Genomic DNA, 15,911 nt, shown 5'->3' on the forward strand with positions numbered 1-15,911 from the left:
CTGCTTTCAGGTTGTGTTGACGGTTTGAATTCCGACAGCATTCACTTGCCTATCCACCGGACCGGAAGGACGAACCATGCGGGCGCTGTTGTCCACATACGGAACGCGGGGCGATGTCGAACCGCTGGTGGCACTCGCGGTGCGGCTACGGGCGCTCGGCGCGGAGGTCCGCGTGTGCGCCCCACCGGACGAGGAGTTCGCCAAACGGCTGGCCGGCCTCGGCATAGACCTGGTACCGGTCGGCCCACCGGTGCGGGAGCTGATGCGCGGGACGGAGCTTCCGTCGGCGGCGGACCTGTCCCGGTACCGGGACGAGCTGGTCGACCGGGAGTTCGACGTCTTCCCCGGCGCCGCGGACGGGTGTGACGTGTGGGTGGCGGCCGGCCTGGCCCAGATCGCAGCGCGGTCGGTCGCGGAGGCCGCGGGCATCCCTTACGTGTACGTGAGTTACGCGGCGGTGCAGCTGCCGTCGCCGCATCACGCACCACCGCCCCGTCCGGGCTGGCCGGAGGCGGAGACGGGCGACAACCGGGTCCTGTGGGAGTGGGACGCCCAGCATGTGAACGGGCAGTTCGGCAGGGCACTCAACAGCCACCGGGCCTCGCTCGGCCTGCCGCCGGTGGACAACGTCCGCGACCACGTCGTCACCGACCGTCCGTGGCTCGCGGCGGACCCGGTCCTGGGACCGTGGCGGCCGGCTCCGGGCCTGGACGTGACCCAGACGGGCACGTGGACGCTGCCGGACGAGCGCCCGTTGCCGGCCGATCTGGAAACGTTCATCGACGCGGGCGAGCCGCCGGTCTACGTGGGTTTCGGCAGCGTACGTCCGGTGCGGGACATCGCGCGCAGGGCGATCGAGGCGGTCCGCGCACAGGGCCGTCGCGTACTCGTCGCCCGGGGCTGGGCGGAGCTGGACCTGCTCGACGACCGGAGCGACTGTTTCGCCGTCGGCGAGGTCAACCAGCAGGCGCTGTTCCGGAAAGTGGCCGCGGTGGTGCACCACGGCGGCGCGGGAACCACGACGACGGCGGCCCGGGCGGCCGTTCCCCAGGTGGTGGTGGCCAGTCCGCTCTCGGACAACCCGTACTGGGCCGGCCGGGTCGCGGACCTGGGCATCGGCACGGCACTCGACGGCACTGCGGTGACCACCGAGTCCCTCGACGCCGCGGTCGGGACGGCCCTGGCACCGCGGACCCGGTCCCGGGCGCGGGCCGTGGGCGGCCTGGTCCGCACCGACGGAGCGGAGGTGGCCGCGCGTCTGCTCCTCGACGACGTACGGCGGTGAGCCGCACCGGCCCGCACCGGTCCCGCGGCGACGCGTGGGCGGTGCGGGCGGGAACGCGGCGCCGGCGGTGCTCATCGGGGTCGGTCCGGGTGGCCGTCGGGGGCGTCAGCCCTTGACCGGGCCGCCGTTGATGGCGACCCGCCGCCCGTAGCGGGCGTAGGGGTAGTAGTCGTACGTCGCGTGGTGCTGGACGCAGCGGTTGTCCCAGAAGACCAGGGTGCCCGGCGTCCAGCGGACGCGGCAGTGCAGGACGGGAGTGGCGGCGACGGCGTCGAAGAGCATGTCGAGCAGGGTCCGGCTCTCCCGGGCCGAGAGCTGGGGCACGCGGCTGGTGTAGGCCTTGTTGACGTAGAGCAGCTTGCGGTCGGTCTCGGGGTGCCGGGCGACCAGCGGGTGTTCGCTCTTGGGGATGACGTAGTCCGGCGGCGGGGTGTAACCGCCCAGGGCCTGGGCGCCGTCGTGGACGGCGGTGAGCGGGTCCAACAGGGAGCGCATGGCCGGCGAGAGCATGTCGTAGGCGAGGTGCATGTTCGCGAAGAGTGTGTCGCCGCCGCAGCCCGGCTCGGGGATCTCGGTGATGTACAGCATTGATCCCAGCGACGGTTCGGCGTCGGCGGTGCCGTCGGCGTGCCAGCCGTTGCCCGCCACGTCCGCCGCGGCTGACGTGGTGCGGATCTCCAGGACGCAGGGGTCGCCCTCGGGCGGTGGCGGATTGACGGGACGCAGTTCGCCGAAGGCGGCCGCGAAACGCTTGTGGTCCTCGGTGGTGATCGTCTGATCGCGGAAGACGAGAACGTGGTGGTCGAGGAACGCGGTGCGGATCTCGTCCAGCTGGTCCACCGGGAGTTCCTGCGACAGATCGACGCCGGAGATCTCCGCGCCCAGCACGGGGGTGATGCGCTCGGCCGTGAGCGTGCGGTAGGACCTCGTGGGACGTGTGGTCACCGCTTCCAGTGCTTCGCGTTCGTACGACTCCATGGCTTCTCCTCCAGAGGGGGTGCGGTCAGGACGACGTGGCCGGGGGCGCGGCCGACGGGCCCGCAAGCGCTGCCCTGATGGCCTCGGCGACCGTGTGTACGTGGGGCGGCGAGACGATGCCGTAGTGGTCGGTGGGCAGGGTCCGCCGTACGGCGGTGGGCGGAAGACACGCCCTCCACTGCCGCTCCGTCTCCCGGGGGTCGCCGGGTGCGGGCAGTCCGGCCGTACGCTGTTCGGCCAGCCACAGGAAGGTGGGGACGGAGGCGAGCGGCCGCACACGGTGCTCGTCCAGGCTGCGCAGGTTGGCCCGACAGCAGCGGGCCAGCCGTTCGGAGTAGGCCCGCGCCGGGTCGGACGAGCCGGACGGCAGCGAGGCGCGGGCGCCCAGTTCGGCGGCGAACACCGCCTCCAGGTAGGTCTCGTCCCGGGCGGCGGCCGGCGTCTCCGTCCGGGGCGGCGGCGGGTCCAGCAGGTGGAGTGCCTCCAGCCGGTGCCCGGCAGACTCTGCCAGCCCCGCCATCTCCATGGCCACCCGGGCTCCGAAGGACCACCCCGCCAGGTGGATGCGGTGGCCGGAGCCCTCGAAGCGGGCCCTCAGTGCCGCGTCGTAGTGACGGGCGCGTTCGGCCAGGGACCAGGCGGGCGCTCCGGTGTCGCGCAGGGCCGGATCGGCGATGAGGCACACGGTGGGTGCCGGGCCCAGCTCCCCCACCAGGGGCCGGTACGCCTGGATGTCTCCGCCCACGGGGTGCAGCAGGCACAGGACGGTGTCGTCGTTCCCCTCCTGCCAGATGTCGAGGACGACCGGGGAGCGGGTCTCCCCCGTCTCGCCGGCGGTGGGCTCGGCGGGAGTGAGGGACGCCTCCAGTTGTTTGAGGATTTCGGCGAGGCTGACCCGGTGGCTGAAGGAGGCGAGGTCGAACTCGACGCCGTAGTCGTCCTCGATGGTGGCGATCACGCTGATCAGGGTCAGCGAGTCGGCGCCGAGGTCGTACAGGGAGTCGTCCGGGTCCAGTTCGTCCACGCCGAGCAGGCCCCGGACCACGCGGGCCAGGGCCGCGGCCCGTTCCGCGGCGCCGTCCGGCGGGGCGGGACACGGGACGGGTGGTTCCGGCCGGTCCTCGGCGGCGGGGGCGTAGAACGCGCGGGAGGCGGCGAGGTCGGTGGTGGAGACGAGGAGCTGGGGCAGTTGCAGAGCCAGGGCGTGGGCGAGGACCTCTTTTCCCTCCTCGGTCGTCAGGCCGACGTCCAGGTGTGCCCGGTGGCGGCTGTCGGGGTGCGCGACCCGTGTCGCCATCCCGGTCTCACGCCAGATGTCCCAGTCGATACCGATCCGGACGGTCTCCTCCGTCTCGGTGGCGCGGTGGTGGGCGAAGCCGTCGAGCAGGCTCGCTCCGGCCGCGTAGTCGCTCTGCCCGACGCCGCCGAGCAGGGCGGACATGGAGGAGCAGTAGACGGCGAACCGCGGCCGGAGGGCGGCGATGAGATGCTCCACGACGAGCGCGCCGCCCTCGCGGGCCGCGGCGGCGTCCCGCATCGCCGCCGCGTCGCGACGCACGAGCAACCCGCCGTGTCCGAGGCCGGCCGCGTGGACGACACCGTCCAGGCGTGCGGTGTGCTCGGCGACGGCCGCCGCCACCTCGTGTGCGGGCGTGGTCGCCAGGTCCATCGCCATGAGGCCGACGCGATCGGCCCAGCGGTCGAGTTCCTCGGGGAGCCGGGGGTTCCTCGACAGCAGCAGGATCCGCCCGTCGGTGTGTTCCAGGAGCCAGGCGGCGACGGCACGGCCGATGCCACCGGTGCCGCCCAGGATCAGGTGGACCGTGTCCGGTCCGGCCGGTACCAGGGGCTCGGGGTCCGGCGGCGCGGCCACGGGGGTGGTGCCCGGCCGCCACCAGTAGCCCTGCCGCAGCGCGAGCTGCCGGGTCGGGCCCCCGTCGTCCGAGCGCCCCGACGGGTGGGGGCCCGCGACGAGCGCGGCCACCGGTGCGGCCCAGCGGGTCAGGTCACCGTCGGGGAGGTCCAGCCAGTGGCCGTCCAGGACGGCTTCCTGGGCGGCGGTCTCCACCGGTCCCCCGAGGAGCGCGAGTTCGGGTCGGTCCACCGTTGCGTGCACGGGGCGCGCGCCGTACGACAGCCACCACACGCGGGGACGGCCGGTCCGCCCGGCCAGCGCCTGGGCCAGGGCCGCCGTGGTGTCCAGGCAGGCGTGACGGGCACGGGCCAGCGTGTCGGCGCCGACCGGCCCCGTCACGTCCAGGGGCAGCGCGTGCACCCACTCCGTTCGAACCGCGGCCCCGACGGATCCGGTGCCGTCGTCGGACAGGGCGTCGAGCACCAGGCGCAGCGACGCCGGGTCGGCCGGGTCGGCGTCGAAGCTGTCGGGCCCCCTGCGGGCGAAGGCGGTGGACGGATGGACCCGGATGAGCCTGGAGGACACGGCCTCGAACGGTGTGTACGCCTCCCGGGGGGTGCTTTCGGCGGCCACGACGACCACGAGGGGCCCGTCCCCGGTCCGTGCGGCGCCTTCCGGGACCGAGGCGCGGCGCGACCGGACCCAATGCGGCTGGTGCAGCCAGTCCGACGGGGGCAGCCGCCGGGGTCCGGCGACCGCGGGCGCGGGCGCGCGGTCGAAGTCGCACTCCGTGAGAGCGAACGACGGGGGCGGGAAGTCCCAGGGGGCCGGGGCGGGTCCCGGGCTCCAGACGACGGACCGTCCGGCGGTCCACTCCCGGGCGAGGTCGTGGGCCGTGCGGCCGACGGCGGGGGCCGGGGCGGCGTCCGGGTCGGCAGTGCCGTGCGGGACCTCTCCGGCGGCGACCGTGCGCAGCCAGTCCACGGCGGCGGTGACGTCCTCGACGGCCGCCGCGGTCCGCAGGCGTCGGGCGGGGCGGCCGGCCTGCAGGTGACGCAGTACCGCCTCGTAGCGGTCGGGCCGTGAGCCGAGGTAGTCGGCGATCCGTGCGGCGTCGGCGACGAGGGCGTCCCTGCCCGACGCGGAGAGCACCAGGCACCTGGGTACGTCGCGGGGCGCGGCGTCGCCGGTCCCGGTGGGCCGTTCGACGATGACGTGCGCGTTGGTGCCGCCGATCCCGAAGCTGCTCACCGCGGCCACCCGTTCGCGTCCCCCGGGCCAGGGCGCTGCCTCGGTGGGGACGTGGAAGGGGGTGGGGTCGGGCCCGATCTCGGGGTTGAAGGCGCGGAAGTTGAGGGTGGGCGGGACGGTCCCGTGGTAGACGGCGAGGACGGCGCGTACCAGGCCCACCACACCGGCGGCGGCTCCCAGGTGGCCCAGCTGGCTCTTGACGGAGCCAAGGGCGCAGCGGCCGGACTCGTCGACGCCGTAGGCCTGTCGCAGGGCGCTCACCTCGATCGGGTCGCCCAGCCGGGTCCCGGTTCCGTGTGCCTCGACGTAGCCCAGGTCGGCGCCGGTGCGTCCGGCGCGGGCCAGCGCGGCCCGGACGACCTCGCGCTGTCCGGACACGGACGGTGCGGTGTAACTGATCTTCGCCGCACCGTCGTTGTTGACGGCGGAGCCGGTGAGGACCGCGTAGACGGTGTCGCCGTCGCGCCGTGCCCGTCGCAACGTCTTGAGGACCACGACACCGACACCGCTGGCGCCGACCGTCCCGGTCGCGTCGTCGCTGAAGGGCCGGCAGTCGCCGTCCGCGGAGAAGATGTGCTGTGGCCGGTACCGGTAGCCGCCGGTGAGGCGGGGGTCGATCAGCACTCCTGCGGCGAGCATGGCCTCGGCTTCGCCCTGCCGGAGCAGGCCGGCCGCGAGGTGCACGGCGACCAGGGAACTCGAGCACGCGGTCTGGGCGCTGAAGGCGGGGCCGGTCAGCCCGAGGTGATAGGCCGCCTTGGTGGCCAGGAAGTCCTTCTCGTGGTGCAGGGCGAGCTGGAAGCCGTCGGGCAGCCGGTCGGGGTCCGCCTCGAGCAGCAGGGACTGGAAGTAGGTGTTCTCGCCGGCGCCGGCCACCAGGCCCACGCGCGTGGCCGAGGTGTCCGCGATGCCGGCGTGGGCCAGTGCCTGTACGCAGGCCATCAGCAGATGCCGCTGCTGAGGGTCCATCAGGCGGGCCTCCTGCGGGCTGATGCCGAAGTGGCCCGGGTCGAAGCCGAGCATCGCGTCGAGCGTGCTGTGCGCGCCGACGACGCCTTCCGGGGCGTCGATGCGGCGGATGCCGGTGCCGCCCGAGACGACCAGGTCCCAGAAGGCGGCGAGGTCCGCGGCGCCGGGCACCCGTAACGCCATGCCGACGACCGCGACGGGTTCGCCGGGCCGGGGGTCCTCGTCGTTCTCCTCGGCGGGGGCGGCGGCTGCTTCGGGGCCGGGCCGGGCGGGGGCGGCGAGGTGGCGGGCCAGGGAGCGGACGGTGACGTGCTCGAAGAGGTCCGCGACACCGAAACGCAGTCCCAGCGAAGTGGTGCAGCGCAGATGGAAGCGTATGAGGGCGAGGCTGGAGGCGCCGGCCTCGAAGAAGGTCTGGTCCGGTCCGATCGCCGCCCCGGTGACCTCCTGGAAGGCGGTGGAGAGCCGCTCCTCGTCGGCCGACAGGCCGGTGCGGGCGGCCGTCGTGCGGCGCAGCTCCTCACCCGGCGCCCGCAGGGCGGCCCTCCGGTCCACTTTGCCGCTGGGGGTGCGGGGCAGCACGGGCAGTGCCCGGAAGCGGTCCACGCGGACGTAGGAAGGCAGTGAGGTGGCGAGGTGGGCGCCGAGCTCGTCGGCGGAGGCGGTCTCGCCCCGGAACTGCAGACAGGCGGTCAGCCGGTTCCCGTCGAGCGCGACGACGGCGTTGGCCACCAGCGGGTGGCGCAGCAGGACCGTCTCGACGGCGCCGAGTTCCAGCCGGTGTCCGCTCCATTTGATCTGCTGGTCGTCGCGGCCCGCGTAGTGCAGCAGACCCTCGTGGTCGAACCAGGCCCGGTCGCCGCTGCGGTAGAACAGGCCGGCTCCGGGCACCTCGGTGAAGCGGGGGTCGTCGGACGCGGGAGCGTCGAGGTAGCAGCGGGTGGCCATGGTGCCGCCGATCAGCAGTTCACCGGTGCACCCGGGCGGGACCGGGTCGCCGTGGGCGTCCACGACGCGCAGGTCGGCACCGGCCACCGGGCGTCCGACGGCGGGCCGCTCGGGCCACTCCCTCGGGTCGCCCTCCAGGCACAGGGCGCTGACCACGTGGGTCTCGGTCGGCCCGTAGTGGTTGAACAGCCGGGCGCCGGGCAGTCCGGAGAACCAACTGCGGACGGTGTCCGTGCACACCGGCTGCTCGCCCGCGGTGACCACCTCGCGCAGCCGCGAGGGGAACCTTCCCAGCCGGACGCCGTACTCGGCGAGCAGTTGCAGCGCCACGTACGGCATGAAGATCCGTTCGGTGCCCGCCGACTCCAGCCGGTCCAGGAGCGCGGGGACGTCCTGGCGCCACTCGGGGCGGATCAGTTGCAGGCTGCCGCCGGTGCACAGCGTTCCGAAGATCTCCTGGAACGACACGTCGAACGCGAGCATGGAGAACTGCTGGGTGGCCGCCGGTCCGGCCGGGCCTCCGGTTCCGGACTGCCACCGGATCAGGTTGCACAACGTGCGGTCGGATATCTCCACGCCCTTGGGGACGCCGCTGGAGCCGGAGGTGAACAGCGTGTACAGCGGCCTGGCGCCGTCGTGACAACCGGCCGCCCGGGGGATCCGCCGCAGCGGCACCCGGCCCGTCAGGACGACGGGGTGGCGGGCCACGTCGGGCGGGAGCGGTGTGTCCGGCGCGGGCGCCCCTGCGGGTGGGACCAGGACGCAGAGCGGGTCGACCAGCTCCAGGACCCGGCGCAGCACGTCGGGCGGGTAGGAGGGGTCCAGGGGTACGGCGGTGAGGTTCAGCCGCGCCAGTGCCAGCAGGGACACCACGTGCTCGGTGGACGGCTCCAGGTACAGCGCCACCCGGCAGGTCCCGCCGTCGGCGGGGACGGGGTAGCGGTCGGCCAGTTCGGTGGCGAGGTCCGCGGCGAGGGCGTCGAGGGCCTCGTAGGTGAGGGTGCTCCCGTCGGCCGTCAGCAGGGCGGTGGCCCCGGGGGTGCGGGCGACCTGCCGGGCGAAGCCGTCGGCGACGGTGGTGAAACCCGGCTGCGGGGCGGGTCCGCGCCCGTACCGCGGCAGGGAACGCCGGTACGGCGCGACCAGTTCGCGCGCGGTGGACCGGCCACCGGCCGCGAGCGCGTCCAGGCCGCCTGCGAACAGGGCGGCCATCGCCTCGACGTCCTCGGCGGAGAAGCGGTCCTCCGCGTACTCCCACAGCAGGTCGAGTCCCTCGGGGTGGTCGACGACGGACACCGTCATCGGGCACTTGGCCTCCGTCGCCGCCCACCACAGGGGACGCTGGGTGCAGCCGGGCAGCCGCAGCCCCGCGAAGTCGGTGTTCTCCGACACGAACAGGAAGTCGAACGGAGTGCCGTCGCCGAGTTCTTCCCAGCCGGTCAGTACGTCCGTGAGGGCCACGTCCTGGCAGCGCAGCACCTGTGCGGTTCCGGTTCCCGTGCGAAGGAGGTGTGCTCGCAGGTCCTCTCCGGGATCGACGGTCACCGGCAGCAGCACGGTGTTGGCCAGCATGCCGACGCTGTGCTCCAGCTCGGCCACCGGGCGGTTGGCGACCGGCGTGGCGACGCGCGGGCGGACCACGCCGGTCACTCCGTACAAGCTCCAGGAGAAGACGGTGAGCAGCGTCTGGAAACGGGTCAGGCCGAGTTCGGCGCAGAGCCGGTCCAGCCCGGCCCGGCGTGCGGTGTCGAGGCGGGTGCGCAGCAGCCGGGCCCGTGGTGCCGGTTCGGTGCCGTGGCCGGTGAGCGGTTCCTGGGGCTCCTGCGACTCGCGGTAGTGCGCGAGGAGTTCGTCGCGCCGGGCGCGGTACGCGTCGGTCGCGAACCAGGTGTTCTGCCAGACGGCGAAGTCCAGGGGGGTCGCGGCCTGTGCCATGGACGGTTCGGCCGGGGTGTCGGCCGCGTCGGCGTAGAAGGCGGACAGGTCGCGCAGCAGGATGCCCAGTGACCATCCGTCGACGGCGATGTGGTGCAGGTGGAGCAGGAGTGTCCCGCCGCCGTTCCGGGGCAGCCAGCAGGTCCGGAGCATCCGGGGGTCGGCGAGGTCGAAGGGCTCGGCGAAGAAGGCGTCGGCGAAGGCGTGCGCCTCTTCCTCGTCCCACGCCGGCCGTGGTTCCGGCTCGTGCCAGGGGTCGTACGGCTCGCCGACTCTCTGTTCGAGTCCCCGCGCGCCGTGGCTGAAGCCGGTCCGCAGGGCGGCGTGACGGGTCACCAGGGTACGCAGCGCCCGTCGCAGGCGGGCGGTGTCGACGGGTCCGTCCACGCGGAACGCCTGGTGGACGGAGTAGGCCCGGGAGTCCGGTGCACGGCGTTGCAGCAGCCACAACCGCTGCTGCTCACTCGTGGCGGGCGCCGAGCGGGCGCCGACGGCCGCCAGTGGGGGGTATGCGTTCCTCGCGTGAGGGCCGGCCGCGGTGACGGCTCGGACGACGGCGGCGAGGTCGCCGTGCAGGACGGTCGCCTGCGGCAGGTCGTGGCCCCAGCGCTGCCGGACGGCGAAGCGGAAGCGCAGGGCCTTCAGCGAGTCGCCGCCGGCGGCGATCCACCGGTCACCGAGTCCGAGGCCGCTGGTGCCCAGGACCTGTTCGGCCAGGTCCAGTACACCTCGCTCCGTGTCCGTCGCGGCCGGTGCGCCGGACACGCCGGGACGCCAGGGCCTGCCGGTCACCCGCAGCAGCGCGGCCTGGTCGATTTTGCCGTTGGGATTGAGCGGCAGCTCCGCAACGAGGTGGATGTGGTGCGGGCGCATGTAGGCGGGCAGGTGCGCCGCGAGATGGGCGTCGAACTCCTCGAAGGGGACCTCGTGCCGCAGGACGACGAAGGCGAGCAGTTCGTTGCTGCCCTCCTCGCCCTCGCGCCGTGTGCAGACGTGGGCCTGCCGGACGCCCGGGTGGGTGAGGACGTGCCGCTCCACCTCGCCGGGCTCGATCCGGAAGCCACGGACCTTGACCTGCCGGTCGGTGCGTCCGACGTACTCCACGCGCCCCTCGTCGTCGGTCCGTACGAGGTCACCGGTGCGGTAGTACCGCTCCCGGCCTCCGTCGAGCCAGGCCAGCCGCACGAAGCGCCGTTCGGTCTCCTCCGGGAGGTTGCGGTAGCCGGACGCGAGTCCGGCGCCGCTGAGCAGGAGTTCGGCGACCTCGCCGGGCGCGGCCACCCGCCGCTGGTCCGGTACGGCGACGACGGCCCCGGTGTGCGGCAGGGGCCGCCCGATCGGCACCACGTCGCCGTCGAGGTCCCGCGGGATCGGCTGGCACAGGGCGAACGTGGTGGACTCGGTCGGCCCGTAGACGTTGTACAGGCGCGTGCCACTGTCGGCGTTGTCCCGGTACCAGCGGCGCATCACCCGGGGGTTGAGCTGTTCCCCGCCCACGAGGACCTGACCGGCCGCGGCGAAGCAGTCGGGGACGGCCGTGACCACCGCGTTGAACAGCGCGGTCGTGACGAAGACGGTGTCCACCCGTTCACGCCGCAGCGCCGCGGCGAGCCTCTCGGGGTTCTGGGCGTCCGCGTCGCGCAGGACCACGCACACTCCACCGGTCAGCAGCGGCACCCAGACCTCGAAGCTCAGCGCGTCGAACGCCGGGTTCGCCAGGCACGCGTAGCGAAGACCGGGTCCGACCCGGATGTAGCCGGGCCGTGCCAGTCGCATGACACCGGCGTCGCGGACTTCGACGCCCTTGGGCCGGCCGGTCGTTCCCGAGGTGTAGAACAGGAAGGACACGTCGTCGGCGGTGTGGGGTTCGGGTGCGGTCGCCGCGCCGTCCGGGGGCGCGGGCAGCAGCGTGTCGACCGCTAGCGCTGTCCTGCCCCGTCCTAGTTCGCCGCCGTTCTCGGAGGCGGCGTGCACCAGGATGTCGGCGCCGGAGTCCCGGAGGATGAAGAGGAGGCGTTCGAGTGGGCTCTGGATGTCCAGCGGCACCACCCGGGCACCGGTGCGCAGGATGCCGAGCATCACGCAGACCAGTTGCCACGAGCGCGGCAGTGCGACGGCCACGGACCGCCCTGGTGCCACGCCCTGGCGGCCCAGTGCCTCGGCGACGGCCGCCGCCGCGGCGTTCAGCGTCGCGTAGTCCAGGCGTACGTCGCCGTCGACGACCGCGTCCGCGTCCGGAGTGCGCAGGGCCCGGCGGTGGACGGCGAGGGCGATCCCCGACGCCGTGCCCGGGTCGGCGGTAGGGGCGGAGGAGTGTTCGGGCAGGGGCGGTTCCATCAGTCCTCCAACATGCCGTAAGGGGTCGCGAGCGGCGTCCCGGTGCCTGCCGGGCCTGGTGTCAGCCGGGCCAGCTCGGCGACGAGGACGGAGGCGACCCGTGGCAGTTCGTCGCTCTCCAGCATGTCCCAGTGGCCGCAGGCGACCGGCTCGACGCTGAAGTCGCCTGTGACACGGCGGCGCCAGAACGCGCGCAGGCGGCCGGGCGCCTCCTCGTCGTCCTCGTCCCGTACGTCCGTCGCCTGCATCAGCAGGACGCGGGCCGGTGACTCGGGTACGACGTAGGCCGCGGCCGTCTCACGGTGGTGGTTGTAGACCGTCAGGTACCGAGCCACCTGGTCGTCGTCGATGCCCGGGTACATGCCGTTGAAGCGCACCAGCTTTGCCCGGAACTCCTCCATGCCGACCGGTCCGACCGCGGCGCGCTCCCGTGCGTCTCCCCCGCCCTGCATGCCGTGGGTGTCGAGGAGGACCACGCTCACCCTCTGCCGTCCGTTCGCCGCCAGCCGACGGCCCATCTCGTACGCGATCAGGCCGCCGTAGGAGAGTCCGCACAGCACCAGTGCCTCGTCCCGCCCGGGCTCGACGAGCCGAAGGTACTCCTCCGCCATCTCCTCGACGCCGGGCAGGACGGACTCGCCGGGGTTGATGCCGGGTGCCTGGAGTCCCACCACACCGACGCCGTCGGGCAGGGCCGCGGACAGCGGCAGGTAGCAGAAGGCGGTACCGCCGGCGGGATGGATGCAGACCACCCGCTGCCGGCCGTCGCCCGGGCGGAACTCCACCAGACTGCTGACGTCGGCGGGCGGCGTGGCGCCGGCGCCGTGGCCGCGCACCCGTTCGGCGAGCGCCTCGATGGTGGGGTGCAGCATGACGTCCCGGACCGGCAGGGGCACGCGGAGCTCTTCCTGGACGGCGGCGGCCATCTTGATCGCCGATATCGATGTGCCGCCGAGTTCGAAGAAGTCGTCGCCGATGCCGACGTCCGGGTGCAGCAGCAGCCGGCGCCAGATCCGGTGGAGCGCCATTTCCACGTGGTCGCGGGGCGCGGCCGTGTTGACCCGGCCGGTTCGGGCGCCCGCTGCGGCGCGCAGCACCGCGGGCCGGTCCACCTTGCCGCTGCGGTTCAACGGCAGGCGCGGGAACTCGGCCACCACCACCGGGATCATGTAGTCGGGCAGGTGGTCCCGGAGGGCCGCGCGCCACTCGTACGCCGTGCGCGTGGTCCCCTCGTCGCAGCCCACGCCCGCGACGAGGTGCGGGCCGCCGGGTGTGTCGCGGTCGGCGAGCACCACGGCCTCCCGCACGCCGGGGACCGCGAGCAGGGCCGCCTCGACCTCACCGGGTTCGATGCGGAAACCGCGCAGCTTGAGCTGGTCGTCGCGGCGGCCGGCGTACTCGGCGTTGCCGTCCGGCAGCCAGCGCGCCAGGTCGCCGGTGCGGTAGACGCGCTCGCCGGGGACGAAGGGGTCGGGGACGAACGCCTCGTCGGTGAGGTCCGGGCGGTTCAGGTATCCGCGGGCGAGGCTCGCGCCGCCCAGGTAGACCTCACCGACGACCCCCACCGGGACCGGGCGCATACGGTCGTCGAGCAGGTACAGGCGGGTGCCGCGCAGCGGCCGTCCGATGGGGCAGGGCCGCTCGTAGGGCTTCGGATCGGTGTAGGCGGTGGAGTAGAGCGTCGCCTCGGTCGGGCCGTAGCCGAAGCAGATGCGCAGGCCGGGAAGGCACTCACGCATGCGGTACAGAGCCCGCTCGGGCAGGGACTCCACTCCGGTGAGGAGCTGGCGCAGGCTCAGTCCGGCCAGGCGGGCGGCCGGGTCCTCGTCGGCCCACAGGACGTAGGAGGGCGGCAGGAACGCCTGGGTGACCCGGTGCTCGCGCAGCCACGCCATGAGGGCCCCGGGGTCGCCGCGGAGTTCGTCGGGGACGAGGTGGAGCACGGCTCCGGTGGTCAGCGGTACGAGGAGTTCGTGCACCGACGCGTCGAAGCCGATGCTGGACCAGGCCGACGCTGCCTCGCCGGGCGCGTCCCCCATGAGGTCGCGCCAGTGGTCGAAGAGGTTGATCACGCTGCCGTGCGTGACCGCCACGCCCTTGGGGCGGCCGGTCGATCCCGAGGTGTAGATGACGTAGGCGAGCCGGGCGGGGTCCGCGCCCACCTCCGGTGCTTCCTCGTGCGCTCCCTCCGCCTCGACCTTCGCCAGGTTCTCCCACGGCTGCCGGTCGTCGCCCGGCGTGTCCTCCCCGTCGGTCAGCACCAGGACCGGCGCGGCGTCGTCCGCCATGGCGGTGAGGCGCTCCGGGGGCTGGCCGGGGTCCAGGGGAAGGTAGGCGGCGCCGGCCTTGAGGATGCCGAGCACGCCGACGACGAGGTCCGCCGTGCGGCCGGCGTGCAGGCCGACCACGCGATCGGGTCCGGCGCCGCGAGCGGTCAACGCGTGCGCGAGCCGGTTGGCCCGGCGGTCCAGTGTCCGGTAGTCCAGCACCGTGTCCCCGGCCACCACGGCGGGCTGCCGCGGCCGTGTCCGTACCTGTTCGGCGAACCGCTCCAGCAGGCCCGCCGGAACCGGTGAGTCCGGCTCACAAGCTGCGGGTCCTGTGCTGAAGGCGGCAAGGAGTTCGCGCTGTTCGTCACGGTGCAGCAGGGTCAGATCGGCGATCTCCGCTCCGGGCTGCCGGGTCATCAGGTGCAGCACACGTAAGAACTGGCGTACGTACCGTTCGACGGTCGTCCGGTCGAAGAGTGACACCGCGTAGTCGAGCTCCCCGGTGAGCCGTGGCCCCTCGTCGGCCAGCGCCAGGACCATGTCGAACTTCGCCGGCACATGGGCGGCGTCCTGCCGCAACTCCACGTCCAGACCAGGAAGTTCCAGTTCCCTCCGCATGGAGGGGACCCAGGCGAACATGGTCTGGAACAGCGCCGTGTGGGCGGGGCTGCGCGGCGGGTTGACCACTTCCACCACCCGCTCGAACGGCAGGTCGACATGGCGGAGAGCGTCCCGAACCCGCTGGTTGACCCGCTTGAGGACGTCGGCGACACGAGGCGAGCCGGACAGGTCCGCGCGCAGGGCGAGCGTGTTGACGAAAAGGCCGATCAGGCCCTCCACATCACCGCGGCGGCGGTTCGAGGTGGGAGCCCCGACAACGATGTCGTCCTGCCCCGACAGCAGCGAGAGGAGCACGGACCAACCGGTCAGAACGGTGGCGTACAGGGAAACACCGTGGTCCGCGGCGAGGTCGCGCAAAGCCCTCGTCAGATCCTCGTCGACGGTCACGGTGACCCGGTCGCCACGGAAGACCTGTTCGGGCGGGCGGGGCCGGTCGGTGGGCACGGAGAGCACGGCCGGAGCGCCCGCCAGCGCGTCGGCCCAGTACTCCGCGTGCGCGGCGGGGTCCGCTCCCGACATCCACTCCCACTGCCAGCGGGTGTAGTCGCTGTACTGCCAGGTCAGTTCCGGCAGTACGGCGTCCCGCCCCTCTTGGAGCGCGGTGTACACCTGGCCCAGTTCACGCAGGAGCAGGGAACGGGACCAGCCGTCGAAAACGATGTGATGCGCCGTCAGAAGCAGTACGTGGTGGTCCGTTCGGAGCTTCACCAGACAGCCGCGCACCATGGGTTCCTCGCCCAGCCGGAACGGGGCGCCTTCCACCGCGTGCCGGATGCGGGTGAACCGCTCGGCCGCGTCGGGCAACCGCGTCAGGTCCTCGACCGTCACCCGGAACCCGGTCCCGGGCGGGTCGACGACCTGGAGCGCCGAGCCGCCGGAGGGCACCAGCCGGGTGCGTAGCGCCTCGTGCCGGGCCGCGAGCAGGTGCAGCGCCCGCACGAGCAGGTCACGGTCGAGGGCCCCGCGGATGTCGAAGGGCATCGGCTCGTTGTAGGCGGCACTGGCGTCTTCGCCCATACGTGCCATGACCCACAGTCGCTCCTGCGCCAGGGACAGCGGCGCGGGAGGCGTCCTTTCGCCGGAAGGTCGGGGAACAACGATGTGGGGAGGAGACACGGACCACCCTTCACACGAAACAAAAGGGACGGAAACATGCACTGGCACTCTCGACGTGAATGTCTGCCCCCGCGCAGCCATTCCTTCCACAGCTCCGCTTTACTGCACCAAAGGCACCCGGGATACAATTCGGAGGAATAATCAGGGAAGTGTCCGCTTTTTCCGCCCACCGCGGCGGCGATTTATTTCCGCTGATATTAATTGCGAGTCGATCACCTGGTCAACAGTGACCCACGCCACACCACCCTGACCGGCGGCCGGTCTCCCGCGCAGAATTCTGCGCACATCAGACCCTTTTGCACGACTCTCGACCATCCTGATTCGACGTGCACGCAACGCCCTACAG

The 15,911-nt window shown here is 73.0% G+C and carries 4 protein-coding genes; 1 reads left to right on the forward strand and 3 read right to left on the reverse strand.

Going from position 1 to position 15,911, the window contains the following annotated elements:
- The first annotated feature begins 76 nt into the window (after window positions 1-76).
- A complete protein-coding gene (locus ACZ56V_RS31990; protein WP_398909340.1) occupies window positions 77-1,285 on the forward strand; it encodes a glycosyltransferase in 1,209 nt (402 codons plus the stop codon).
- A 105-nt stretch (window positions 1,286-1,390) separates the two neighbouring features.
- On the opposite strand, the gene ACZ56V_RS31995 is transcribed toward ACZ56V_RS31990, so the two are convergent.
- The 3 genes from ACZ56V_RS31995 to ACZ56V_RS32005 are packed head-to-tail and all read right to left on the reverse strand — an operon-like array spanning window position 1,391 to window position 15,613.
- On the reverse strand, window positions 1,391-2,263 hold the full coding sequence (locus ACZ56V_RS31995; RefSeq protein WP_104630518.1) for a TauD/TfdA dioxygenase family protein: 873 nt from the start codon (window positions 2,261-2,263) through the stop codon (window positions 1,391-1,393).
- A 25-nt stretch (window positions 2,264-2,288) separates the two neighbouring features.
- A complete protein-coding gene (locus ACZ56V_RS32000; protein WP_468947139.1) occupies window positions 2,289-11,558 on the reverse strand; it encodes an amino acid adenylation domain-containing protein in 9,270 nt (3,089 codons plus the stop codon).
- The gene (locus tag ACZ56V_RS32005) at window positions 11,558-15,613 is read right to left on the reverse strand and encodes a non-ribosomal peptide synthetase (RefSeq protein WP_468947141.1); all 4,056 of its coding nucleotides are present in this window, start codon (window positions 15,611-15,613) and stop codon (window positions 11,558-11,560) included. The genes ACZ56V_RS32000 and ACZ56V_RS32005 overlap by 1 nt, the downstream gene beginning before the upstream one ends.
- Between the last annotated feature and the right edge of the window lie 298 nt (window positions 15,614-15,911).

The sequence above is a fragment of the Streptomyces sp. NPDC034099 genome (genome assembly GCF_055575415.1).